General features: G+C 71.2%; 16 protein-coding genes and 1 pseudogene. 9 read left to right on the forward strand and 8 right to left on the reverse strand.

All coding sequences use genetic code 11. From position 1 onward, the window contains the following. Positions 1-102 precede the first annotated feature (102 nt). The 3 genes from KIS93_RS14125 to KIS93_RS14135 all read left to right on the forward strand — a co-directional run bounded on the left by KIS93_RS14125 (position 103) and on the right by KIS93_RS14135 (position 4,929). The gene (locus KIS93_RS14125; protein WP_080046302.1) at positions 103-681 is read left to right on the forward strand and encodes an HhH-GPD-type base excision DNA repair protein; all 579 of its coding nucleotides are present in this window, start codon (positions 103-105) and stop codon (positions 679-681) included. 256 nt (positions 682-937) lie between these two features. Then, positions 938-3,031: a SpoIIE family protein phosphatase gene (locus tag KIS93_RS14130; protein WP_168016779.1), complete on the forward strand. Its 2,094-nt coding sequence runs from the start codon at positions 938-940 to the stop codon at positions 3,029-3,031. Between the two features lie 242 nt (positions 3,032-3,273). Next, positions 3,274-4,929, forward strand: a complete 1,656-nt coding sequence (locus KIS93_RS14135) for an RNA polymerase sigma factor (RefSeq protein WP_080047639.1) — start codon at positions 3,274-3,276, stop codon at positions 4,927-4,929. A 63-nt stretch (positions 4,930-4,992) separates the two neighbouring features. On the opposite strand, the gene KIS93_RS14140 is transcribed toward KIS93_RS14135, so the two are convergent. Continuing rightward, a complete protein-coding gene (locus tag KIS93_RS14140; protein WP_080046304.1) occupies positions 4,993-5,727 on the reverse strand; it encodes a YaaA family protein in 735 nt (244 codons plus the stop codon). Positions 5,728-5,805: 78 nt separating this feature from the next. Between KIS93_RS14140 and KIS93_RS14145 the strand changes: the two genes are divergently transcribed. Continuing rightward, positions 5,806-6,501, forward strand: coding sequence for a GNAT family N-acetyltransferase (locus KIS93_RS14145; RefSeq protein ID WP_080046305.1), 696 nt, complete (start codon positions 5,806-5,808; stop codon positions 6,499-6,501). Between the two features lie 129 nt (positions 6,502-6,630). Here KIS93_RS14145 and KIS93_RS65130 read toward each other — a convergent pair whose 3' ends face one another. Next, positions 6,631-6,861: a DUF7455 domain-containing protein gene (locus tag KIS93_RS65130; protein WP_080046306.1), complete on the reverse strand. Its 231-nt coding sequence runs from the start codon at positions 6,859-6,861 to the stop codon at positions 6,631-6,633. Between the two features lie 247 nt (positions 6,862-7,108). Between KIS93_RS65130 and KIS93_RS14150 the strand changes: the two genes are divergently transcribed. Beyond that, positions 7,109-9,175, forward strand: a complete 2,067-nt coding sequence (locus tag KIS93_RS14150) for a DNA gyrase/topoisomerase IV subunit B (protein WP_080046307.1) — start codon at positions 7,109-7,111, stop codon at positions 9,173-9,175. Positions 9,176-9,379: 204 nt separating this feature from the next. Here KIS93_RS14150 and KIS93_RS14155 read toward each other — a convergent pair whose 3' ends face one another. Next, on the reverse strand, positions 9,380-9,874 hold the full coding sequence (locus tag KIS93_RS14155) for a beta-class carbonic anhydrase (RefSeq protein ID WP_080046308.1): 495 nt from the start codon (positions 9,872-9,874) through the stop codon (positions 9,380-9,382). Positions 9,875-10,011: 137 nt separating this feature from the next. On the opposite strand from KIS93_RS14155, the gene KIS93_RS14160 reads away from it, so the two are divergent. Continuing rightward, a complete protein-coding gene (locus KIS93_RS14160) occupies positions 10,012-10,329 on the forward strand; it encodes a hypothetical protein (protein ID WP_080046309.1) in 318 nt (105 codons plus the stop codon). A 16-nt stretch (positions 10,330-10,345) separates the two neighbouring features. Here KIS93_RS14160 and KIS93_RS14165 read toward each other — a convergent pair whose 3' ends face one another. After that, complete coding sequence (locus KIS93_RS14165) at positions 10,346-11,149, reverse strand: SAM-dependent methyltransferase (RefSeq protein ID WP_080046310.1); 804 nt, start codon at positions 11,147-11,149, stop codon at positions 10,346-10,348. 120 nt (positions 11,150-11,269) lie between these two features. Next, a complete protein-coding gene (locus tag KIS93_RS14170) occupies positions 11,270-11,836 on the reverse strand; it encodes a thioredoxin family protein (protein ID WP_080046311.1) in 567 nt (188 codons plus the stop codon). 34 nt (positions 11,837-11,870) lie between these two features. Here KIS93_RS14170 and KIS93_RS14175 point away from each other — a divergent pair, with 34 nt between their 5' ends. Next, positions 11,871-12,245, forward strand: coding sequence for a VOC family protein (locus tag KIS93_RS14175; RefSeq protein WP_080046312.1), 375 nt, complete (start codon positions 11,871-11,873; stop codon positions 12,243-12,245). Between the two features lie 94 nt (positions 12,246-12,339). Here KIS93_RS14175 and KIS93_RS14180 read toward each other — a convergent pair whose 3' ends face one another. Together KIS93_RS14180 and KIS93_RS14185 are read right to left on the reverse strand one after the other, a co-directional pair. Further along, complete coding sequence (locus tag KIS93_RS14180; protein ID WP_230465903.1) at positions 12,340-15,393, reverse strand: glycoside hydrolase family 3 N-terminal domain-containing protein; 3,054 nt, start codon at positions 15,391-15,393, stop codon at positions 12,340-12,342. Between the two features lie 313 nt (positions 15,394-15,706). Then, on the reverse strand, positions 15,707-18,211 hold the full coding sequence (locus tag KIS93_RS14185) for a DNA gyrase/topoisomerase IV subunit A (RefSeq protein WP_080046314.1): 2,505 nt from the start codon (positions 18,209-18,211) through the stop codon (positions 15,707-15,709). A gap of 402 nt (positions 18,212-18,613) precedes the next feature. On the opposite strand from KIS93_RS14185, the pseudogene KIS93_RS14190 reads away from it, so the two are divergent. Both KIS93_RS14190 and KIS93_RS14195 read left to right on the forward strand, forming a co-directional pair. Beyond that, positions 18,614-19,434 (forward strand): annotated as a pseudogene (locus KIS93_RS14190) (TauD/TfdA dioxygenase family protein). A 74-nt stretch (positions 19,435-19,508) separates the two neighbouring features. Further along, a complete protein-coding gene (locus tag KIS93_RS14195; protein ID WP_230465904.1) occupies positions 19,509-21,623 on the forward strand; it encodes a RecQ family ATP-dependent DNA helicase in 2,115 nt (704 codons plus the stop codon). A 16-nt stretch (positions 21,624-21,639) separates the two neighbouring features. Here KIS93_RS14195 and KIS93_RS14200 read toward each other — a convergent pair whose 3' ends face one another. After that, positions 21,640-24,426 (reverse strand): ABC transporter substrate-binding protein, encoded by a 2,787-nt coding sequence (locus tag KIS93_RS14200; protein WP_186404222.1) that lies wholly within the window; start codon positions 24,424-24,426, stop codon positions 21,640-21,642. Positions 24,427-24,478: the final 52 nt, after the last annotated feature.

The raw sequence follows: 24,478 nt of genomic DNA on the forward strand, positions 1-24,478 counted from the left end.
GGGCGACTTGCGCTCTCATTTCACCTTTTCTCGGGCGGGTGTCAAGGCTCCACGGCGTCTGTGTTCACTTCACCCGGCGAGCTTTCGTGCGAAGCTGTCTCCATGCGCATCCAGCTCGCCCAGCGGAGCGAGGCAGACGAGCTCCTCGGCCGCAGCCCGCTCGCCCTGCTCGTCGGCATGCTGCTCGACCAGCAGATCCCCATGGAATGGGCGTTCACGGGGCCCTACACGATCTCCCAGCGGCTCGGGCACGACCTCACGGCGGAGGAGATCGCCTCCTACGACCCCGAGGCGTTCGTCGCCCTGCTGGCGGAGAAGCCGGCCGTGCACCGCTATCCCAAGTCGATGGCGGCCAGGGTCCAGCAGCTCGCGGCCTACCTCGTCGAGCACTACGACGGGCAGCCGGAGAAGATCTGGGCCGACGCCACCGACGGCAAAGAGTTGCTGAAACGACTCATGGCCCTGCCGGGATACGGCAAGCAGAAGGCCCAGATTTTTTTGGCATTGCTGGGCAAGCAGCTGGGGGTCCGGCCGTCAGGCTGGCGTGAGGCGGCCGGGCTCTACGGCGAGGAGGGGTCGCACCGGTCGGTCGCCGACGTGGTCGACGCCGACAGCCTGAGCCGCGTGCGGGCCGCCAAGCAGGAGGCCAAGCAGGCGGCGAAGGCTCAGCCGGGCCAGTAGCCTGACGGGATCCGAGACGGCGATCCGGCCCCGGCAATCCGACGCTGTAACCTGATCTTGCTGCGCAACGTGGAGCGACTTTGACAGGATGCGTAGACCCGAGAGGCGACCGGGCCGCGGCGGGGGCTTCCGTCCGTACCTGCCCATCGTCGATGATGTACTGCAGGATCCGGTCGCCCGGAGCTGCGCTACGCCGATACACAGTTATGGAGATGTGCCGCGTGGGAGACCCTGGCACGCGACGGAGGTGCGGACCATGAGCGCCGAGACCTCCGTTCCCCGTCCCCGGGAGTCGGATGTGGACATCTCAGACTCCGCCCTCTTCAAGGGCATGTTGTCGGAGGCGGAGTTCGCCTTCGCGTTCTTCGACGCCGACAGCCGCATCCAGCGGGTCAACGACGTGTTCAGCGACGTCGTCAACGTGCCCGCGGAGCGCATGGTGGGCCGCCAGCCCGTCGAGGTGCTGGCCGCCGACCTCAGCCAGATCATCACGCACGCCGTGCAGGCCGTCATCGAGACCGACGCCCCGGTGACCGAGGGCCGCGTGCGGGTGCGCTCCGCGGAGGGCGACACCCGGCACTGGTCGCTGTCGTTCTCGCCGGTCCACGACGACGCCGGCGAGCTGCGCGCGATCGCGCTGGTCGGCCTCGACGTCACCGAGAGCCGCCAGACCGAGGAGGCGCTGCGGCGCAGCGAGGAGCGCTACCGCTCGCTGGTCGAGGCGCAGTCCCAGCTCGTCTGGATCACCTCGCCCACCGGCGCGGTGGTCGAGGACGCCCCGCAGTGGCGCGCCATCACCGGCCAGGGCCTGGAGGAGTACCTCGCCAACGGCTGGCTGGAGGTCGTGCACCCCGAGGAGCGCCAGCAGACCGAGGAGGCGTGGCGCGAGGCGCTGCGCGGCCGCACCATGTTCGAGTGGAACTACCGCGTGCGCACCCGCGCCAGCGGTTACCGCCACTTCGAGGTGCGCGCCGTGCCGATCATCCGGCACGGCCGGGTGGTCGAGTGGGTCGGCGCCAACACCGACGTCACGCCGCAGCGCGAGGCCGAGGAGATGCGCGGCCGGCTGACCGACCAGCTCGGCGCCGCCGCCCTGCGCACCGCCCGGCTCCAGGGCGCCACCGCCATGCTCGCGGAGGCCCTCACGGTCGAGCAGGTGGTGCAGGTCATCATCGACGTCGGCCGCACCGCCCTGGCCGCCGACCGCTCGGCGGTCGCGCTGCTCGACACCGACCGCGCCGCGCTCAAGCTGATCAACGGCGAGGGCATCCTGGAGGCTTCCGGGGCGACGGGCGACGAGATCCCGCTGTCCCACTCCAACGTGATGACCATGGCGGTCAACAGCCGCCGGCCGGTCTTCGCCGAGTCGCCCGAGTCGCTGAAGGCGCAGCTGCTGGAGGCGGGCGGCGACGAGGAGGTGCTGGCGGGCTTCCTCGCGCACGGCGACGAGCGGGCCTGGGTGGGCCTGCCGCTGCTCGCCGCGGGGCGGGCCTTGGGAGCGCTCCGATTCTCCTTCACCAGGCCGCAGAAGATCTCCCAGGAGGACGGCGTCTTCCTGGAGGCGCTGGCCGGCCAGTGCGCGCTGGCGGTGGAGCGGGCCACGCTGTTCGAGCGCGAGCACCGCACCGCCGAGACGCTGCAGCGCAGCCTCCTGCCCGACCGCCTGCCGGTGGTCAAGGGCCTGGTGCTGGCGCAGCGCTTCCGCTCGGGCAGCCGCCACGTCCAGGTCGGCGGCGACTGGTACGACGCGTTCGTGCTCCAGGACGGTCGCGTGGCGGCCGTCGTCGGCGACGTCATGGGCAAGGGCGTCAAGGCGGCCGCGGGGATGGGCCGCATCCGCAACGCCATGCGCGCCCTGGCGCTGACCAACCCGCCGCCCGCCGCCGTGCTCACCGGCCTCGACCGGGTCTTCGAGGCCACGGAGGAGGAAGAGCAGGTCACGACGCTGGCGTACATGGTGGTCGAGCCCGTCACCGGCGAGGGCACGCTGGCGCTGGCCGGTCACCCGCCACCCGTCCTCGTCTCGCCGCAGGGCACGGCGATCCTGTGCGACGCCGAGCCGGGCACTCCGCTAGGCTGGCCGACCAGCCGCAGGCAGTTCCGGTTCGTGGTGCCGCCCGGCCATACCGCCGTGCTCTACTCCGACGGCCTCGTCGAGAACAGGAAACGCGGGCTGGACGCCGGTCTCGCAGAGCTTTGCAGTGTTGTGACCGAAGCGCCGCCTGAGGTGGTGAGTAGTCCACACATGCTGCTGGACTTCCTGGTTGACCGGATGTTGTCTGGATATGAACAGGATGATGACGTTACCGCGCTCGCAATTCACGTCCCACCAGCCACGAAGAGTGACTGAATGAAACAGTCATAACGGTTGCTTTCGGGTATCAGTGCCCCGCTTACGTACGCACTACTGTCTCGGTCGGCCTAGGGTGGAGGTCAACCGCCGGGAGGTGGCCGTATGGAGTGCGGGGTCGTGCCACAATGCTGTGCAGGTCCGTCGCGGTCCGCACGGCCTCACCGATCTCCGAGAGAGGCAACAGCCCCCCAGCGGGCATCTGGGTCCATTGTCGCCACGCGTTCGTTCGAGAGGTGTTCGTGTCGCCTGCAAGTTCGACTCGCTCGAAGCCACAAGAGCTGAACGAGCCCGTCATTCAGCGACTGCTCGAGCGTGGGCGCTCGCAGGGTTTCCTCGAGTCTGAGGATGTCCGTCAGGCCTTCGAGGAGGCGGACATCCCCATGTCGCACGCCGCCGCGTTCTTGCGGAACCTCAGCAAAGAGGGCGTGACCGTGGTGGTGACCGCCGCGGATTCGGCTGCGCCGAAGAAGTCTCGTGGTCCAGCAAAGCGCCGCACCGCCGCCCCCGTCAAGACCAAGACGGCGGCGGCCGCCAAAGAGCAGCAGCCCGAGACCGTGACCGCGGTCGTGGGCACCGCTGAAGCCGAGCCGGCCGCCAAGAAGGCGGCCCCTGCCAAGAAGGCCGCTCCGGCGGCGAAGAAGGCCGCGGCACCCGCCGCCGCCAAGAAGGCCGAGCAGAAGAACGCTGGGCCTGCCGAGACCAAGCCCAAGGCGCCCGAGGCCCCGCGGGGCGAGACGGACGACGACGAGGACATCGAGCTCGACGGCGACGTGGAGCTGGAGGACCTCGAGGACATCGACGTCGACGACGAGATCGTCGCCGAGGACGACGCCGAGTCCGAGGGTGACTCCGACGACGACTCCGACTCCGACGACGAGCCCAAGGCCGCAGACGTCGCCGCCCAGAAGAACGAGGACGAGGTCCTCATCCTCTCCGACGACGACGATGACGCTCCGGTGGCCCAGGTGGCCGCCGCCGGCGCCACCGCCGACCCGGTGAAGGACTACCTCAAGCAGATCGGCAAGGTCCCCCTGCTCAACGCCGAGCAGGAGGTCGAGCTGGCCAAGCGCATCGAGGCGGGCCTGTTCGCCGAGGAGCAGCTGGGCAGCGGCGAGGCCGACAACCTGCCGGTCGACGTCAAGGCCGAGCTGGAGTGGATCGCCGAAGACGGCCGCCGCGCCAAGAACCACCTGCTGGAGGCCAACCTCCGGCTCGTGGTCTCGCTGGCCAAGCGCTACACCGGCCGCGGCATGCTGTTCCTCGACCTGATCCAGGAAGGCAACCTGGGCCTGATCAGGGCCGTGGAGAAGTTCGACTACACCAAGGGTTACAAGTTCTCCACCTACGCCACGTGGTGGATCCGGCAGGCGATCACGCGTGCCATGGCCGACCAGGCGCGGACCATCCGCATCCCGGTCCACATGGTCGAAGTGATCAACAAGCTGGCCCGCGTCCAGCGGCAGATGCTGCAGGACCTCGGCCGCGAGCCCACGCCGGAAGAGCTGGCCCGCGAGCTGGACATGACGCCCGAGAAGGTCGTCGAGGTCCAGAAGTACGGCCGCGAGCCCATCTCCCTGCACACCCCGCTGGGTGAGGAGGGCGACAGCGAGTTCGGTGACCTCATCGAGGACTCCGAGGCCATCGTGCCGGCCGACGCCGTCAGCTTCACGCTGCTGCAGGAGCAGCTGCACTCCGTTCTCGACACGTTGTCGGAGCGCGAGGCGGGCGTCGTGTCGATGCGGTTCGGCCTCACCGACGGCCAGCCGAAGACGCTCGACGAGATCGGCAAGGTTTACGGGGTCACCCGTGAGCGCATCCGCCAGATCGAGTCGAAGACCATGTCCAAGCTGCGTCACCCGTCGCGCTCCCAGGTGCTGCGCGACTACCTCGACTGATCGAGCCTGTCCCGACGCCCCGCCGGAAGCCTTTCCGGCGGGGCGTCGGCGTTTTCGGCGCCGCTACAGGTGCACGTCGAGGGTCCAGGGGCGGCCGGACCGGGCGGGCTCGGCCAGGTCGACGCTGTGGCCCAGGCCGGCGAGGGTCTTGGCCAGCTCGTCCGGGCTCTCGGGGGCCGACTCCTGGCGGACGAGGGCGCGGGCGATCTCCCCGCGGGTGGCCTTGGCCATGTGGCTGACCACCTTGCCGTCGCGGAAGACCCGCACCGTCACCGAGCGCTCGCCCGGCTGCCAGGCCCCCGCGTACGTGGCCGAGCGCAGATCCACCACCAGCCCCCCGATCCGGTCCAGCTCCTTGGTCACCTTCGGCCGCCAGAACGCCGCCAGCCCGCCGAGCGGCGGCAGATTCACGCCCATCGACAGCCGGTACGGCGGGATCCAGTCTGTGATCTTCACCACACCCCAGAGCCCTGAGAAGATCAGCAACGACTCCTCGGCCCGCTCGCGTGACTCCTCGTCCAGCGAGTCGAGGCCGAGATTGTCGTAGAGCACGCCGGTGTAGAGGGCGGCGGCGGGCAGCGTCGGGGCCGTCTTCAGTGCCGCGTTCTTGGCCAGCTCGCCCGCCAGGCCCGGCGTCAGCCCGAGCACGTCGAGCGCGTCGCGGCGCTTGGAGGCGCGCACGAGCGCGTTCAGCACCCGCGTGCGGTGCCTGGCCAGGGCCGGGAACGACAGCTCGCCCACCGGCGGCCCGCTGCCTTCCGCGGCCTTCCCCTCGGACGGCGGCAACAGAATCAACACAGCCCCCTACCCTATTGGCCCAGGCCAGCGCCCTGCCCGCCGGACCCGTCCCGTTCCGGGTGCGGCTAGTCTGCGCGGATGGATGCCGACCGCCTTGTCCATGAAGCCTGGCCCGCGTACGAGCAGCAGCCCCACGACGGGTGGATCTTCCGTTGCGCCGGCGGGGTGACGAAACGCGCCAACTCCGTCCTCCCCGTCGGGCTGCCCGCCGACCTACCGGGCGCGATCGCCGCCGCCGAGGCGTTCTACGCGGAGCGCGGGCTGCCGTGCGTCTTCTCCATGGGCCCCGGCGCGCCCGCCGGGCTGGACGAGGAGCTGGAACGGCGCGGCTACGCGCTGGTCGACCCCACCCTCGTGATGGCCGGCACGCCCAAGGGCGAGCCCGTGCCCGGGGTGCGGATCGAGGAGCGGCCGTGGCCGGAGTGGCTGGAGACCTGGTGGGCGGTGGACGGCCGGTACGGCAGCGGGCTGGAGGAGGCCGCGCGCATCTGCGCCGGGGTGCCCGCCTGGTACGCGGCGTACGAGGAGGACGGGGTGCCCCTGGCCGTGGGGCGGGGTGTCCCGCAGGGGGACACGCTCGGGATCTACTGCATGGCCACCCTTCCCTCCGCCCGCCGGCGGGGTCTGGGGCGGGCGGTGCTGCGGGGGCTCGTGGCGCGTGCCGGGGGCGGGCCGGCGTACCTGGTGGTGACGGCGGGGAACGCCGGGGCGCAGGCGTTGTACCGGAGCGAGGGGTTCGAGATCGCGGGCCGGTACCACTACCGGGTGCGGTGACCCGCGACACGCCCGGTCGGGAAACCGATCCGAACAGGACCGCTCACGCAGAACGGCGACCCCGGGGTGGCCCGGGGTCGCCGTTCTGATCATGCAATATGTGGTTATCTCATCACGACCAGCGCTGGGTCAGCGCTCGTCGTTGGGGGCAATGGTTGGGGTTTCGCTGAGTCGAGCCGACTCGTCCAGGATGTCGGCACCCTTTTCGCGCAACGCTGCAATGTGCTGACGCCCATGGTGGGCGCAGAAGAGCAGCTCCCCACCCACAGGCAGGGTCGCGCGAATGTAGGCCTGGGCACCGCAGCGGTCGCAGCGGTCGAGGGCCGTCAGCGGCTTAACGGGGGCGAGAGCTCCAGTCACGTATCGCCTTTCGGGTCACCCCCGCCGAAGCGAGGATCTGGCGTCAGTCACTTGGAACAACATCTAACCGGACCTGGACGTTCCCAACCGCCCCCTCTCTACGCCCAGAGCGGAATGTGTCCCAAAGTAATGACGATCAGCCGGTTGGTAACGGCAAACGTGACGCCATGGCAAGCTTGTACGCGCGCGTAGGGGAAGAACGGTAGGCTACGCACACGTGTTCGATGCCTAGACCAGGGGAGCTGGAGTGACGCTTGTGGAGGCGGGTTACACGGCTCGTCACCTCTCGGTGCTTGAGGGCCTGGAGGCCGTGCGGAAACGCCCGGGCATGTACATCGGGTCCACCGACAGCCGCGGGCTCATGCACTGCCTCTGGGAGATCGTGGACAACGGCGTCGACGAGGCCCTGGCGGGTTTCTGCGACCGGATCGAGGTCGAGCTCTACCCCGACGGCTCCATAGAGGTGCGCGACAACGGCCGGGGCATCCCGGTCGACATCCATCCGAAGACCGGCCTGACCGGTGTGGAGCTCGTCTACACCAAGCTGCACGCGGGCGGGAAGTTCGGCGGCGGCTCCTACGGCGCCTCCGGCGGCCTGCACGGCGTCGGCGCCTCCGTGGTCAACGCGCTGTCCTCGCGCCTCGACGTCCAGGTCGACCACGACGGGCGGGTGCACGAGATCAGCTTCCGCCGCGGCGTCACCGGCGTCTTCGACGGCGAGGGCCCGACGGCCAAGTTCAAGAAGAAGTCCGGCCTGCGCCTCGGCGCCGAGATCCCCAAGGGCGTCTCCGGCACCCGCGTGCGTTTCTGGGCCGACAAGCAGATCTTCCTGCCCGACGCCGAGGTCTCGCTCGACGAGATCCACGTGCGGCTGCGGCAGACCGCGTTCCTGGTCCCCGGCCTGACCCTCGCCGTCTACGACAGCAGGCACGAGGAGCGCATCGAGGAGGAGTTCCGCTTCGAGGGCGGCATCTCCGAGTTCGCCGAGTTCCTGGCCCGCGACGAGGCCGTCTGCGACGTGCTGCGCCTGCAAGGGGTGGGCCACTTCCACGAGACCGTGCCCGTCCTCGACGACCAGGGCCACATGACGCCCACCGAGGTGCAGCGCGAGCTCACCGTCGACGTCGCGATCCGCTGGGGCAAGGGCTACGAGTCCACGGTCCGCTCGTTCGTCAACGTGATCGCCACGCCCAAGGGCGGCACCCACCTGACGGGCTTCGAGCGCGGCCTCGTCCGCACGATCAACGAGCTGCTGCGCGAGACCCGCCTGCTGAAGAACGGCGACGACCCCGTCACGAAGGACGACATCTCCGAGGGCCTGACCGGCGTCGTGACCGTCCGGGTGCCCGAGCCGCAGTTCGAGGGCCAGACCAAGGAGGTGCTCGGCACCTCCGCGGCCACCCGCATCGTCTCCCACGTGGTCTCGCGCGAGCTCAAGGAGCTGTTCACCAACCCGCCGCGCGGCTACAAGCAGCCGCTGCGGGCGGTGCTGGAGAAGATCGTGGCCGCCGCGAAGGCCCGCATCGCGGCCCGCGAGCACCGCGACAACCAGCGCCGCAAGACCGCGCTGGAAAACTCCGCGCTGCCCGCCAAGCTGGTCGACTGCCGCAGCGACGACCTCGACCGCAGCGAGCTGTTCATCGTCGAGGGCGACTCCGCGCTCGGCACGGCGAAGCTGGCCCGCGACTCCGAGTTCCAGGCGCTGCTGCCGATCCGGGGCAAGATCCTCAACGTCCAGAAGGCGTCCGTGAGCGACATGCTCAAGAACGCCGAGTGCGCCGCGATCATCCAGGTCGTCGGCGCCGGCTCCGGGCGCTCGTTCGACATCGACTCCGCCCGTTACGGCAAGGTCATCCTCATGGCCGACGCCGACGTCGACGGCGCGCACATCCGCTGCCTGCTGCTGACCCTCTTCCACCGCTACATGCGGCCGATGGTGGAGGCCGGGCGCGTGTTCGCCGCCGTGCCGCCGCTGCACCGCATCGAGCTGACGAATCCGGGGCGCGGCAAGGAGAAGTACATCTATTGCTACTCCGACGCCGAGCTGCAGAAGGTGCTGCGCGACCTGGAGCGGCGCGGCAAGCGGTGGAAGGACCCGGTGCAGCGTTACAAGGGTCTGGGCGAGATGGACGCCGACCAACTCGCGGAGACCACGATGGACCCGCGCCACCGCATCCTGCGCCGCGTGCGCATCGAGGACGCCGAGGCGGCCGAGGGCATCTTCAACCTGCTGATGGGCAGCGAGGTCGCGCCCCGGCGGGAGTTCATCGTCAGCAGCGCGGCCGAGGTCGATCGCGACCACATCGACGCCTGACCGGCTCTCCCGGCTGCCTCCTGTGATGTTCTGGGGCCTCTGCGGGGCTGTGGTGCCCCGTGGAGGCTCGTGCGCTTCTTCAGGCCCTCTGGGGCTTGCTGAGCCTTCTCGTACGCGCTGGGGGCTCTGAGGGCTTCACAAGGTGTCCGTACGCGAGCATGCCGATGCCCCGGCACCCAGCGAGGGGCCGGGGCATCGCGTCGGTCAGTGGTCGGAGGGGGTCAGCCGGCCCGTGTGCACGTCGTAGATCGCCCCGCCCACCGGCATCTCCTTCGGCAGGAACGGGAACGTCCTGATCCGGGTCAGGTCGTGCTTGAGCGCCTCGTTCTGGTCCGGCACCGTGTGGAAGTCGATGCTGCGGGTGTCGATGCCGCGCTCGCCGGCCAGCCGGTGCACGTCCGCGTCCGTCACCTTGGCCATCCCGCAGTCGGTGTGCGGCATGACCAGCACCCGCTCCACCCCGAGCAGGACGACGGCCAGCACCAGCGTGCGCAGCACGTCGTCGGTGACGCGGGCCCCGGCGTTGCGCAGGATCTTGGCGTCGCCGGGCTTCAGCCCGAGCAGGCCCAGCGGGTCGATCCGGGAGTCCATGCAGGTCACAACGGCAAGGCCGCGTGCCGCACGGCCGGTGAGGCCGGAGCTGCCGAAGCTCGCGGCGAACTTCTCGTTGGCGGCATACAAGTCGTCGAACGCGCTCATGCCACAAATAATCTCTCATGCCCCAGAACGCGCGCGGGCGGGGTGGCGACAGGCCGGAGTTGGCAAACCTCCCACGAAAACAGCTCACCTTGAGTGATGATGTCGTAGCCGTACGTACGTGATCCAAGAAGGTTGTCGTGAGTAGGTCAGAATCGCTCGCCGTGTACCTCCGCGCCCAGGCCCGGCGCCGTCTCGATCGTGTGGAGACCAGGGACGACGGTCGCAACGCCAGGTGCGCCCTGGCCCTGCTCGACGCGGCCGCCTACGCCGGCAGCCTGCCCGAGGACGATCCGCTCATCCTCATGCTGGACCAGGCCGGGTGCTTCGGGCCGCTGGGATGCGAGGGGTTCGATCCGGGGGAGGCGGGCACCAAGCTGATCCGGCAGTGGGAGGGCGGGGAGCCGCACGAGCTGCTGCTGGCCCTGCCCGCCGCGATCGCCGCCGCCGCGACCTGAGCTCCCGGACGCGGGGTCAGGGCTTGCGGGCGACGCCGACGTACCACCACTCGCCGCCCGCGAGCGCGGACTCCCACGGCTCGTCGGGCCGCCAGTCGCCCACGTGCGTCACCCCGGGCTCCAGCACGTCGAAGCCGTCGAACAGGCGGGCCACCGCGGCGCGGTCGCGGTGCACCAGGGGCGTGTCCGCCGCGTCGTACACCTCCCGCGCCGCCTTGCCCACCTCGGGATGCGCGTCGTCGGTGAGGTGGGAGACGACGAGCGCGCTCCCGGACGCCATCCGCTCGCGGAAGGCGGCCACCACGCCCCACGGGTCGTCCGCGTCGGTCAGGTTGTGCAGCACGCCCAGGAACAGCACGCCCACCGGCCGGCTGAAGTCGATCAGCTTCGCGGTCTCGGGGGCGTCGAGAATCGCGGCGGGCTCGCGCACGTCGGCGTGCACGATCGCGATGCGCGCGTCGGTGCCCGCCAGCAGGGCGCGGGCGTGGACGACCACCACCGGGTCGTAGTCGACGTAGACGACGTGCGCGCCGGGGCGGACCCGGCGGGCCACCTCGTGCACGTTGTCCTGGCTGGGCAGGCCGGTGCCGAGGTCGATGAACTGGTCGATGCCCAGGTCGGCGACGTGGCGCACGGCCCTGCCCAGGAACCGCCGGTTCGCCAGGCAGATGTCGCGGCTCGGGCCCAAAGCCATGATCTTCTCGGCGGCCTCGCGGTCGGCCGCGAAGTTGTCCTTGCCGCCGAGGTAGTAGTCGTACATGCGCGCGTCGTTGGGGACGCGGGGATTGATGCCCTTCGGTACGCGCGGGGGATTGCTCATCGGGGCCCTTCGGGATGCGCGGGGAGATGAGCTGATCGTAACGCCATCGTGACAAGTTTGTGGATCTTTCCAGTCAAACCCGTGGATCCCTGAGCGCGCGATCAGCGTCCCCCCGCCCGCTCACGCGACGGGTTCGTTGCCCGGCTTCCACTTGATGCCGCAGCCGAGCGACGGGTTCTGCCGCTCGGGCACCTGCCCGCCGTCGAGGAGGGCGTCGATGGCCGGCCGCAGGGACGAGCCGGTCACCGGCACGCCGTTGCCCGGCCGCGACCCGTCGAACTCGCCCCGGTAGACGAGCCGGAACTGCTCGTCGTACAGGAAGAAGTCGGGCGTGCAGGCGGCGCGGTACGCCTTCGCGACCTCCTGCGTGTCGTCCAGCAGGTACGGGAACGTGAACCCGGCCCGCGCGGCCTGCTCCGCGAGGTGTGTCGGGTCGTCGTCGGGGTAATTGACGCTGTCGTTGCTGCAGATGGCGACGATCGACAATCTCGCGCCGTAGTCCTTGGCCAGGGCGCCGAGACCGGATTCGATGTGCCGCACGTACGGGCAGTGGTTCGAGAGGAAGACCACCAGGGACGCGGGAGAGCCCTTGAGGTCTTCGAGCGAGACGCTGCCGCCGTCGATGGCGGTCAGGTCGAAGGCGGGCGCGGGAGTGCCGAGTGGAACCATGAACGAGTTGGCAGCCATGGCAGCCATTGTCTCGTGAGAGGAGCTGACAGGCATGGGCGGCATCGCCGAGTTCAGGACCGTCGTGCTGGACTGCCCTGATCCCCGTGGGCTGGCGGAGTTCTACTCCCGGTTGCTGGGCTGGCCGGTCACCTCCGTCGAGGACGACTGGGTGGTGGTCAGCGACGGTGGCCCGCCCAAGCGGCTGGCCTTCCAGCTCGCGCCCGACCACCGGCCGCCCGTGTGGCCCAGTGCCGAGCGGCCGCAGCAGTTCCATCTGGACGTCACGGTGACCGACCTGGACGAGGCCGAGCGGGAGGTGCTGAAGATCGGCGCCACCAAGCACGAGCACCAGCCCAGCGAGGACGACGAGTTCCGGGTGTTCCTCGACCCGGCGGGGCACCCGTTCTGCCTCTGCCGGGACGTGTGAGGCGGGGCGGAAAGGCTCCGCTGCGGCGGCTCGGGCCGGGCGATAGGGGACTGCTCCCGGGCGAGCCGCCGCAGCGGGCACCAAGGCCATCGGCTTAACGGGCGGCCTGGGCCAGGAGGTCCACCGCCCTGGTCAGGTCGCCGGAGGCCAGCTCGTGATCGGCCGCCGCCTGAAGGCCGAACCGCTTGCCGGCGCGCTGCGCGACGTCCCTGGCCACCGAGACGACGGCGTCGTCCACCGCGTACGAGTCGCTCTTCGAGCGTTCGAGCAGCGCCGCCGCCGCGCCCAGCGCGCCCAGGACCGCCCGCGCGTCGCGCACCGACCCGCCGGCGTCCCAGTTGCGCCCGGACAGGGCGAGCGTCAGCGTCGCGGCGGCGGCCCTGGCGGGCGCGTCGCCGCGGGCCAGCTCGTCGCGCGCCGCCTTGAGCCGGTCCCGGGCCCGGTCGGTACGCAGCCCCCACCCGTACGGGAACAGCGGATCGTAGGAGGCGTCACCGACGTTGATCGGCACCTGCTCCATGGAGCGGAACCACGTGAACGGCAGCCGCCCCGTGTACGGCACGGCCCCGAACAGCGGATCGGCCACCCCGTCCCCTTCGGTCCCCGGCAGCCAGGACGCCACCACGGCCGCCACACCCGACAGGTCGCCCAGCAGCATCGGCCGCCCGGACACGACCAGGACGACGCACTTCATCGCCCCGCACACCCGGTCCACGGCCGCCCGGTCCGCGGCCGACAGCTCCAGCGTGCGCCCGGCGCGGCCCACGTCGCCCTGCCCCTCGGCGTACGGCGTCTCGCCCACCACCACGACGCCCACGTCGTGCCCGGCCAGGCCGGCCGAGGCATCGCGCGAGTAGGTGACGGACGCGGCACGGGAACGGATGGCGTCCAGGATCGTGGTGCCAGGGGTGATCGGGCCCGACGAGCCCTGCCAGGTGATCGTCCAGCCGCCGGACTGGTTGCCGATGTCGTCGGCGTTCGACCCGGCCACGTACACCTTGGCGTCACGGCGCAGCGGCAGCAGCCCGCCGTCGTTCTTCAGCAGCACCTGCGACTTGGCGGCGGCGGCGCGGGCGACCGCGCGGTGCGCGGCCGAGCCGACGCGGTCGATGCCGGAGCGGTCGGCGTACGGGCGCTCGAACAGGCCCAGCCGGAACTTCTGCGTCAGGATCCTCGCCACCGCGTCGTCGATCCGCGCCATCGGCACCCGCCCGGCCTCGACCTCGGCCTTGAGCGTGCCGGTGAACTGCGGGTACGCGTACGGCACCATGATCATGTCGAGGCCCGCGTTGACGGACGTGCGCACGTCGCTCGGGTAGTCACCGGGGATCTGGTCGATGGCCTGCCAGTCGCTGATCACGAACCCCTTGAACCCGAGCCGGCCCTTCAGCGTCCCGTTGATCAGCTCGTCGTGGGCGTGCATCTTCAGCGGCCCCTCACCGAAGTCCACGCTGGAGAACGACGGCATCACCGTGGCCACGCCGCGCCGGACCGCCTCCTTGAACGGCGCCAGGTGGACGCGCTCCAGCTCGTCCCTGCTCACCCGGGTGACGCCCTGGTCGATGGTGTAGTCGCCGCTCGTGGACGAGCCGTAGGCGGTGCCGCCGTCGCCGACGTAGTGCTTGGCGGTGGCCAGCACCCCGTGGTCCTGCAGCCCGTCGATGACCGTGGCCATGCGGCTCACCAGCGCCGGGTCCTCCCCGAACGACTCGTAGGCCCGGCCCCAGCGGTCGTCGCGCGACACGCACAGGCAGGGCGCGAAGTCCCATGGGATTCCGGTGGCCCTGACCTCGTCGGCCGTGACCCTGCCCGCCCGCTCGACCAGCTCGGGGTCGCGGGCGGCGCCGAGGCCGACGTTGTGCGGGAAGATCGTCGCGCCGACCACGTTGTTGTGGCCGTGCACCGCGTCCACGCCGTAGATCAGCGGGACCTGGAGGCGGGTCCGCCGGGTCTGGAGCTGGAAGCCGTCGATCATGTCGGCCCACGCCTCCGGGGTGTTCCGCGCGGGCGTGGAGCCGCCGCCGGACAGCAGGGAGCCCAGCAGGTAGCCGGCGATGTCGCTCTGCTTGGCCAGCGCGCCGCGCTCGGCCTGCGTCATCTGCCCGACCTTCTCCGCCAGCGTCATGCGGCCCAGCAGGTCGGCGACGCGTTCCTTGACGGGCTTGCGGGCGTTCAGGTACGGCAGGCCGTGCGCGTTGATCACGACCACCGGGGGCTCGGCCGGCGGCCGGGTGCCCGCGCCGGACAGCTCGACCGGGATCGTCTCGGCCACCTCGTCCTGGCCGTCCCGCAGCGTCCTGACCGTGATCCGCTGAGTCGCCCCTGAGGCCGTGCCCGCCGGGAACGTCAGCATCCCCTGGACGGCGGTGTAGTCGGCGCCGGGGGTCGCGGTGCCGGTGCCGGTCCGGTAGTCCACGGCCAGGTCGGCGGGCAGCGGCGCGCCGTCGGACGTGGTGATCGTGACCCCGATCTCGGCCTGGCCCTTCTCGTCCACCGGGTACACGGGCCTGGCCGTCGAGAGCCGCACCGGGCGGGGCGGCGCGGTGCCGTAGAGCTCCACCTGGTCCCACAGCAGCGTGCCCTGGGCGGCGGGCAGGCGCATGCTGTACCCCCACATCGCCACCAGGTCCAGCTCGCCGTCCGTGGGGGCGCCGCCGGGCTGGTAGTCGGTGCGGCGGGTGAAGTCCGCGAACGGCACCTTGACCTGCCGCCAGCCGGCCGCGTCGTCGGTGAACGACGACTCGAACAGCTCCGAGGCGCCGGCGCTGCCGCCGCCGTCCTTGATCTCGAAGAAGATCTTCTGGCCGGACGCGGTGCCCTTCACCCAGAAGGAGAAGCCCTCGTACGGGGACCAGTCCTGCGTCGCCGTCAGGTCGTGGGACCAGCCGCCCCACTGGCTGATGGCGTAGACGGACCTGAGCACCCGGTTCGTCGCGGGGGCTTCCGGACGGTCGGCGCCGGGCTCGATCGTGAGCGCCGGGGTCGAGGCGGCGTCATTGCCCCAGGCCGACACGCCGGCGGGCACTCCGTCCGACTCGAAGTCGGTGATCGTCAGCGGCGCGGCCGCCGCGGGGGCGGGCTGGGTCGTGAGCAGCGGCGTCAGCAGGGCGAGTGCCGCCGCCCATAACGCGCGTCTGGATCGGAACACGGTACCTCCAGGGGGAGAGCGCTCTCGCAGGAGAGATCGCCGGAGGGCCATGTTTCATAACAGGACAAGCCTGACCGAAGCGAGACAACCAGCCACCCGCGCCGACATGTGCGGACCTGGCGAGCGCACCGCGCCCGCAAGCGCCGCGCCCCGTATGTGTCGCGCCGCCACATGTGCGGTGCCCGCAAGCGCCGCCGCCGGCATGCACTGCGCCCGTATGTATCGCGCTGGCACGGGCGTCGTGGCGGTCGGTGTGCGTGTGTCGGCCGGGCGCCGCGCGTGGGGGAGTGCGCGGCGCCTGGCCGGTGCGTGGTTATTCGTCCCCGGAGTCCTCGGACGACCGAGCGTCGTCGCCGCGCTGGGGCGCGGGGCCCGAGCCCAGGGCGCCGCCGATGGCGCCGATCGTGTGCGTGAGGCGCACGCCCGACCCGTCCCTGCGCCCGATCTCCTCCGGCAGCGGCACCGGCTTGCCGACCGCCGAGACGGCCTTGGCGGGCGCCGGGCCGGCCCAGGCGAGCAGCAGTTCGTCCTCGCCCTTGAGGAAGCGCTGGGCCCGCACCCCGCCGGTCGCGCGCCCCTTGGCGGGGAACTCGGCGTAGTCGGAGACCTTGCCGCCGCCCACCTGCGTGCCGGGCAGCGCCGTGGAGGAGCCGGCGACGGTGACCACCTGCGCGGGACGCTCGGGATCGACCGCCCCGAACCAGATCACCCGGGCGCCGTCGTCGAGCCGGATGCCGGCCATGCCGCCCGCCGGCCGGCCCTGCGGGCGGACGAGCGAGGCGGAGTAACGCAGGAGCTGCGCGTCGGAGGAGATGAACACCAGGTCGTGGGACTCGGACTCCAGCTCGACCGCGCCCACCACGGTGTCGCCGTCCTTCAGGGTGATCACTTCGAAGTCGTCGCGGTTGGCGGGGTAGTCGGGCACCACCCGCTTGACCACGCCCTGCGCGGTGCCGAGGGCCAGGCCGGGGCCGTCGGGGTCGAGGGAGCCGAGGCCGACGACCTTCTCGTCGGGCTGCAGGGAGACGTACTCGGAGACCGGGTGCCCGCCCGACAGCGACGGCGGGTTGTTCGACGGCGGCAGCGTGGGCAGGTCGACGACCTGGACGCGGATGAGCCGGCCCAGCGAGGTGACCACGCCGACCTCGCCGCGTACGGAGGTGCGTACGACGCTGAGCAGCACGTCGTGGGCGGTGCGATCGCCCTCGCCTGGCAGCGGCGAGGCGTCGGGGGTGCGGGCGAGCAGGCCGGTGGAGGAGAGCATGGCCAGGCACGGGTCGTCGGCGACCTGGAGGTCCACCACGGGGGTGCGGGTGATGCCGGGCGCCTCCAGCAGGACGGTGCGGCGCGGCGTGCCGTACTTCTTGGCGACGTCGGCCAGCTCGCCGGAGACCACCTGGCGCAGCTTCGTCTCGGAGGAGAGGATCTCGGTGAGCTTGGCGATCTCGTCGCTCAGCGTCTCCTTCTCGCGGTCGAGCTCGAGCTTGTCGTAGCGGGTCAGGCGGCGCAGCGGCGTGTCGAGGATGTAGGCGGCCTGGATGTCGGTCAGGTCGAAGACCTCCATCAGGCGGGTGCGCGCCTGGGCGGAGTCGTCGGAGGAGCGGATGACCTGGATGACCTCGTCGATGTTGAGCAGCGCGATGATGAGGCCGTCGACGAGGTGCAGGCGCTCCTCGCGCTTGCGCCGCCTGAACTCGGATCTGCGGCGCACGACCTCGAGCCGGTGGTCGACGTAGACCTGCAGCATCTCGCGCAGCCCGAGGGTGCGCGGCTCGCCGTCGACGAGGGCGACGTTGTTGATGCCGAAGGTCTCCTCCATCGGCGTCAGCCGGTAGAGCTCCTCCAGCACGGCCTCGGGGATGAAGCCGTTCTTGATCTCGATGACCAGCCGCAGGCCCTTGTGCCGGTCGGTGAGGTCTTTGAGGTCGGCGATGCCCTGGAGCTTCTTGCTGGTCACCAGCTCTTTGATCTTGGTGACCACGCGCTCGGGGCCGACGTTGTAGGGCAGCTCGGTGACGATGATGCCCTTGCGGCGCGGCGTGATCTGCTCGACCGCGCACTTGGCGCGCATGCGGAACGTGCCGCGCCCCGTCTCGTACGCGTCGCGCACGCCCTGCAGCCCGATGATGGAGCCGCCGGTCGGCAGGTCGGGCCCGGGGACGAACTTCATCAGCTCGTCGAGCGTCGCGTCGGGCTTCTTGATCAGGTGCCGGGCGGCGGAGACGACCTCCACGAGGTTGTGCGGCGCCATGTTGGTGGCCATGCCGACCGCGATGCCGCTGGTGCCGTTCACCAGGAGGTTGGGGAAGGCCGACGGCATGACCGTGGGCTCGGTCTCCTGGCCGTCGTAGTTGGGCTTGAAGTCGACGGTGTCCTCGTCGAGCGACTCGACCATGAGCATCGCCGCCGGGGCGAGCCTCGCCTCGGTGTACCGCATGGCGGCGGGCAGGTCGTCGGGCGAGCCGAAGTTGCCGTGCCCGTCGACCAGCGGCAGCCGCATGGAGAACGGCTGCGCCAGGCGGACCAGCGCGTCGTAGATGGCGCTGTCGCCGTGGGGGTGCAGCTTGCCCATGACGTCGCCGACCACGCGGGACGACTTGACGTGCCCCCGGTCGGGGCGCAGCCCCATCTCGCTCATCGAGTAGAGGATGCGCCGCTGCACGGGCTTGAGACCGTCGCGCGCGTCGGGCAGGGCGCGCTGGTAGATCACTGAGTATGCGTATTCGAGGTAGCTCGCGCGCATCTCGGCGGAGACGTCGATGTCGACGATCCGCTCCTCGAAGTCCTCAGGCGGGGGTGCAGTCGTGCGTCGGGCCATCTTGTGCTGCGCGGCTGCCTCGGCCGTCGCGCCGAGGGGAAGCGCATCCTCCTTCTGTTCTCGTGCTGTAACCGTAGCCGTCAGCTCGCTTGCGAAGCGTCAGATCGGCGTGCGAGGCGTCGACGTAACCTGCCCCCGTCGCGGGGATCCGACGTGTGTGCCCCTGGAGATGATGGCACGAGCCGGGTCTTGCATGGCATATCAAGAGCAACGCTCACGCCACGGTAACGATCTTTCCGCGTGCGGTCGACAGGCGCGATGAGAACATCATCACCGGCATCCTACTCGATTTATCGCAGATGTGTTCGAGCAACGAGTGGCCATCTCCGAGCCGTCTTGACCAAGCAGTTGCTTGGGTCGTACGTTTCGACGAGGGCATCCCACCTGTTCACCGGAGGCGTCATGATCGAGTTCCATCCCGTGACCAAGCACATCGGCGCCGAGGTCACCGGGGTCGATCTGCGCAAGCCGCTGTCGGAGGAAGAGGTCGCGACCCTGCGGGCGGGGTGGCTCGAACACCTCGTGCTGTTCTTCCGCGACCAGCACATCGACGACGAGCAGCACCTGCAGTTCGCCCTGAACTTCGGCACGCTCAACCACCCCGCGTTCAAGAAGGACTCCACCAGCCCCATCCACGTCCTCGACCAGACCTCACCCAAGGGCGAGGGCGGCGACGAGTGGCACAGCGACAACACCTTCGAGCCGACCCGCCCATGGGCTCGCTGCTGCGCTGCGTGCAACTGCCCAGCGTGGGCGGCGACACCTGCTGGGCGAACACGTACCTGGCCTACGAGACGCTGTCCAAGCCGATCCAGCGGCTGTGCGACGAGCTGACCGCCGAGCACGACATCACCATGTCCATGAAGAAGGCCATCTCCAAGGGGCACCCGTTCGACCTCGCCGAGATCCAGGCCAAGTGGCCGCCCGTGACGCGGCCCGTGGTGCGCGTGCACGCCGAGACCGGCCGCAAGGCGCTGTTCGTCAACCGGGCCTCCACGACGCGGCTCGTGGAGCTGAGCGACCGGGAGAACGAGGCGCTGCTGCCGTACCTGATCGACCACATCCGCTCCCCGGAGTTCCAGCTCCGCCTGCGCTGGCGGCCCGGCACCCTCGCCTTCTGGGACAACCGCCCGACCCAGCACTACGCCGTCGCCGACTACACCGAACGCCGCCGCATGCACCGCGTCACCATCAACGCCTTCCCCGAGCACGCCGACAAGTGACGGACGGGGACCGTCCCCGCCGACCCGTGCGGCGGGCGGGGTCGCGCGCGGCGGTGGTCTGGTAACAAGGAGGCATGATTGATGCCCCCGACTCCGCGATGCTCCGCGAAGAGGCCGAGGAGCGCCTGCGGGCGCTGGCCGGAGAGCACGCCGTGCTGCGCGACGACCAGTGGGCCGCGATCGAGGCGCTGGTCGTCGGCCGGCGCCGCGTCCTCGTCGTGCAGCGCACCGGATGGGGCAAGTCGGCCGTCTACTTCGTGGCCACCGCCCTGCTGCGCGAGCTCGGCGAGGGCCCCACCGTCATCGTCTCGCCGCTGCTGGCGCTCATGCGCAACCAGATCGCCGCCGCCGAGCGGGCCGGCATCAGGGCCGTCACGATCAACTCCGCCAACCCCGAGGCGTGGGAGGAGATCTACGGCCAGGTCGCCGAGGGCCTGGTCGACGTGCTGCTGGTCAGCCCCGAGCGGCTCAACAACCCCGACTTCCGCGACAACGTCCTGCCCGAGCTGGCCGAGAGCGCCGGGCTCGTGGTGGTCGACGAGGCCCACTGCATCTCCGACTGGGGCCACGACTTCAGGCCCGACTACCGCAGGCTGTCCACGCTGTTCGCGGACCTGCCGCCGGGCATCCCCGTGCTGGCCACCACCGCCACCGCCAACGCGCGCGTCACCCGCGACGTGGCCGAGCAGCTGCGCCTGCCGCCCGAGCTGCGCACGGAGGGGGACGACACGCTGGTCCTGCGCGGCCCGCTGGAGCGCGAGAGCCTGCACCTGAGCGTCGTCCGGCTGCCGAGCGCCGAGCAGCGCCTGGCCTGGCTGGCGCAGACCCTGCGCGAGCTGCCCGGCTCCGGCATCGTCTACACCCTCACCGTGGCCGCCGCCCACGAGATCGCCGGTTACCTGCGCGAGCAGGGCCTGGAGGTGGCCGCCTACTCCGGGCAGACCGAGCCGGCCGAGCGGCTGGCCGCCGAGGAGGCGCTGCTCAACAACAAGATCAAGGCGCTGGTGGCGACGAGCGCGCTGGGCATGGGGTTCGACAAGCCCGATCTGGGGTTCGTGGTGCACGTGGGGGCGCCGCAGTCGCCGGTCGCCTACTACCAGCAGGTCGGACGGGCGGGGCGCGGCGTCGAGCGGGCCGAGGTCATCCTGCTGCCCGGCACCGAGGATCGCGACATCTGGGCGTACTTCGCCTCGCTGGCCTTCCCTCCTGAGACCGTCGTCCGCACCACGCTCCAGACGCTGGAGGAGCGGGGCGTCATGTCCACGCCCGCCCTGGAGACGGCCGTCGACCTGAGCCGCAGCCGGCTGGAGATGATGCTCAAGGTCCTCGACGTCGACGGGGCCGTCCGCCGGGTCAAGGGCGGCTGGGAGGCCACGGGGGAGCCGTGGGCGTACGACACGGAGCGCTACCAGCGCATCGCCGCCGAGCGGCGGGCCGAGCAGGAGGCCATGCTCGCCTACCTGACCACCACCGAGTGCCGCGAGCAGTTCCTGCGCCGGCACCTCGACGACGACACCGCCACGCCCTGCGGGCGCTGCGACAACTGCACCGGGCGGCACCGCTCGCCCGAGATCGGCGCGCAGGCCGTCGAGAGCGCCCGCGAGCGGCTGAGCAGGCCCGGCGTCGAGATCGAGGCCCGCAAGCAGTGGCCGACCGGCATGCCCGACCTGTCCGGGCGGATCAAGCCTGAGCTGGGCGCCGAGCCGGGCCGGGCGCTCGGGCGGCTGACCGACATCGGCTGGGGCAACCGGCTGCGGGAGCTGTTCGCCGGGCCGGACGGGCCGGTTCCTGACGACGTGTTCGCGGCCGTGATCAAGGTGCTGGCGGCGTGGGACTGGCGGGAGCGGCCGGTCGCCGTGGTCAACGTGCCGTCCGCGTCGCGGCCGGCGCTGGTGCGCGGGTTCGCCGAGCGGCTGGCCCAGGTCGGCCGGCTCACGTATCTGGGGGAGCTGGGCTACCGCGCCGGTACGCCGGGCAAGCAGTTCAACAGCGCCAAGCGGGTGCAGGCCATCAGGGGCACCCTGGCCATGCCGAAGGAGCTGGGCGCCGCGATCGCCCAGTGCGGCGGCCCCGTGCTGCTGGTGGACGACCGCGTCGACACCGGCTGGACGATGACGCTCGCCGCCGCCCAGGTCCGCCACGCGGGCGCCCCGGCCGTCCTGCCCCTGGCCCTGGCCGTCACGAGCTGACCGCTTCCGGACGCCGTCACGAGCGGGCGGCGTCCACCCCCATGGTGACCAGGTCGTAGTCGCCGAACACCGGGCTCACGTGCAGGTTGGTCGCCGTGGCGCCGCGCAGCAGCAGCGTGCGCCGCCACGTCGTCGGCACCAGCACCGCCTCCTCGGCCACCCGCCGCTCCACCCGTTCCCACAGCCCGGACCTGATGGTCGGGTCGGGCTCCGCGGTGGCCCGGTCGATGAGCTCGTCCACGTCGGGCAGGCGGACGGTGAGGTTGACCGACGGCTCCTTCTCGCTCAGCTCCCTGCTGTCCACCAGGGCAGGCAGGTACGTGGAGGGGTCGGGCCAGTCGGGGGCCCACGACCTGGCGATGAGCCCCACGCCGTCCCGCTTCAGGTTCGCGGGGACGCCGCCGAACTCCTTGTGGAACTTCTCCACCGGCGCGTGGTCCAGCGTGACGTGGATGCCGACCTTGGCCAGGCTGTCCCGTACGGTCTCCGCGGCCTCCTTCTCGCCGGGCAGCTCGCGGTAGATGTACTTGGTGGTGAAGCCGTCCGGCCGCCCGCACCGCTCCAGGGCCTCGCGGGCGCCCTCCTTGTCGCCGCGCGGCGACAGGGCGGGGTCGGCGTAGCGCACGCCCGCGACGTCCGGCGGCACCAGGGACGTCGGCACCTGATCCGGCACCGCCCGCGACGCCTTGGAGACGGCCTCCAGCTCCAGCGCGCGCACCACGGCCCGGCGGCAGTCCACCTTGTCGAGCGGCGGCACCTGCGGGTTGATCGCCAGGGTGCGGACGGCCGTCACCGGGGCGTCCGCCCGCGCCTTGAGCGCGGGGTCGGCCAGGATCGGCGCGTACTCCTCGTCCGGCAGGAACCCGCCCATCTCGGTCTCACCCGCCTTGAGCAGGGTGCTCACCTCGTCGCCCTTCATGCCGTAGGTGAACACGAAGCGGTCGGGCAGCGCCGTGCGGTTGGGGTCGCTCGCCGGATCCCAGTGCGGGTTGCGGACGAGCGCGACGTAGTCCTCCCGGGTGCTCTCGATCTGGTACGGCCCGGAGGAGACGACGGCCGACTTGTAGTCCGCCCGCGTGTCGCGCGCCTTCGGCACCGGGATCGTCTCGGGAAGCTGCACGACCTGGTCGAACGTGGCCAGCGGCTTGCGCAGATGGAAGACGATCGTCTCGTCGTCCGGGGTCTCGATCGCCCGGTCCGTGTCGGCGCCCGGTGACTTGTACGGGCCCTCGTAGCCGGCGGGCAGGTCGAGCAGGGTGTCGAAGAACAGCCCGCCCTGGGCGAAGCCGGGGTCCATGCTGCGCAGCACCGCGTACTTCACGTCCTTGGAGGTGATCGCCGTGCCGTCCTGATATCTCACGCCCTGCCGGAGCTTGTAGGTCCAGGTCCGGCCGCCGTCGCTCGACCGGCCGAGGCTGCGCGCCAGGTCGGGGACGATCTCCGCGCCCGCCGGGCCGGGTGCGGGCTTGAACATCGTCAGCGAGCGGCCGTACAGGCGGACCATGTTCCGCGAGTACATGGTGAACATGTCGGCCGGGTCGGTGGACTCCAGGAGGTTCTGCGAGGACACGCGTACGGTGCCGCCCTTGCGGGCGGACGGGCGTACGACGGAGGTGAGCCCGCTGCCGTAGCCGCCGGGGGCGCGGCTCGGCGCGGGGCTGTCCGCGAGGTTCGTCGTGGGCGTGCGGCCGCCGCCGTCGCTGAGCCGCACGACCGCCCAGGCCGCCACGCCGACGACCAGCGCCGTCGCCGCCGCGCTGACCGAGACGAGCAACCTCCGCCCGCCCTTCCTCGCGGTGGTCACCGCGCCCGCCCCCGGCCCGGTGCCGAGCCCGGCCCCGCTCGATCCCGCCCCCGGCGGGTGGCTGTGTCCGGGAGAGACCCACCCGGCTCCCGGCCCGCTCGCGCCATCACCGGGCCGCGGCACAGAAGGCTGCGGCACGGAAGGCTGCGGCACGGAAGGCTGTGGCACGGGAGGTGGCGGCGCCGTCATGGGCGCCGAGCCGCGGATGAGCTCCTGCAGCAGCCGGTCCGCCGTGGGCCGCTGGTGCGGGTCCTTGGAGAGCGAGGCCCGCAGCAAGGGCACCAGGGATTCGGGCACCCCCGACAGATCGGGCTCCCCGTTCATGATCCGGTGCATCACCACCGGCAACGCCCCGAACCCGAACGGCCCCCGCCCCGTGGCCGCGAACACGATGGTCCCCGCCCACGCGAACACGTCGCTGGCGGGCTGCGCCTCCCCGAGGAACTGCTCGGGCGCCATGTAGGCGGGCGTCCCGACCACGCTGGTGCTCACGCTCTGGCTGACGTCGAGCGCCCGCGCGATCCCGAAGTCGATCACCCGCGGCCCGTCGGGCCCGAGCAGCACGTTGCCCGGCTTGAAGTCCCGGTGGATCACCCCGGCCTTGTGGATGGCGGCCAGCGCGGTGGCGGTGGCCACGGCCAGCCGCACCAGCGCCGCCCCGCGCAGGGGCCCCTCGGTGCTCACCTGCCGTTGCAGGGAGGGCCCGTCGACGTACTCGCCGACGATGTACGGCCGCCCGTCGGCCTCGCCCACGTCCAGCACCCGGGCCGTGCAGAACTCGGCCACCCGCCGCGCGGAGTCGGCCTCGCGCAGGAAGCGGCGCACGGCCCGCTCGTCCTCGGCGTACCTGGTGTGCAGCAGCTTGACGGCGACCTGCTCACCGGACGGCGACTGCCCGAGGTAGACGCTGCCCTGCCCGCCTTCGCCGAGGAAGCCGGACAGCACGTAGGAGCCGAGGGAGGTCGGATCTCCGGAACGCAACGGGCGCACGCCGGCCATCGGGCTCCTCATTCACACGCTGTCAGGGATGATCCACCCTAACGTGAACGAA

The organism is [Actinomadura] parvosata subsp. kistnae, from assembly GCF_900323885.1.
Taxonomy (GTDB): domain Bacteria; phylum Actinomycetota; class Actinomycetes; order Streptosporangiales; family Streptosporangiaceae; genus Nonomuraea; species Nonomuraea composti.

Excerpts from the sequence above, each read along its gene's own strand:
- KIS93_RS14125 (WP_080046302.1), top strand. The coding sequence starts at position 103 with ATGCGCATCCAGCTCGCCCAGCGGAGCGAGGCAGACGAGCTCCTCGGC.
- KIS93_RS14130 (WP_168016779.1), top strand. The coding sequence starts at position 938 with ATGAGCGCCGAGACCTCCGTTCCCCGTCCCCGGGAGTCGGATGTGGAC.
- KIS93_RS14145 (WP_080046305.1), top strand. The coding sequence starts at position 5,806 with ATGGATGCCGACCGCCTTGTCCATGAAGCCTGGCCCGCGTACGAGCAG.
- KIS93_RS14155 (WP_080046308.1), bottom strand. The coding sequence starts at position 9,874 with ATGAGCGCGTTCGACGACTTGTATGCCGCCAACGAGAAGTTCGCCGCG.
- KIS93_RS14165 (WP_080046310.1), bottom strand. The coding sequence starts at position 11,149 with ATGAGCAATCCCCCGCGCGTACCGAAGGGCATCAATCCCCGCGTCCCC.
- KIS93_RS14170 (WP_080046311.1), bottom strand. The coding sequence starts at position 11,836 with ATGGCTGCCAACTCGTTCATGGTTCCACTCGGCACTCCCGCGCCCGCC.
- KIS93_RS14175 (WP_080046312.1), top strand. The coding sequence starts at position 11,871 with ATGGGCGGCATCGCCGAGTTCAGGACCGTCGTGCTGGACTGCCCTGAT.
- KIS93_RS14185 (WP_080046314.1), bottom strand. The coding sequence starts at position 18,211 with ATGGCCCGACGCACGACTGCACCCCCGCCTGAGGACTTCGAGGAGCGG.
- KIS93_RS14195 (WP_230465904.1), top strand. The coding sequence starts at position 19,509 with ATGATTGATGCCCCCGACTCCGCGATGCTCCGCGAAGAGGCCGAGGAG.
- KIS93_RS14200 (WP_186404222.1), bottom strand. The coding sequence starts at position 24,426 with ATGGCCGGCGTGCGCCCGTTGCGTTCCGGAGATCCGACCTCCCTCGGC.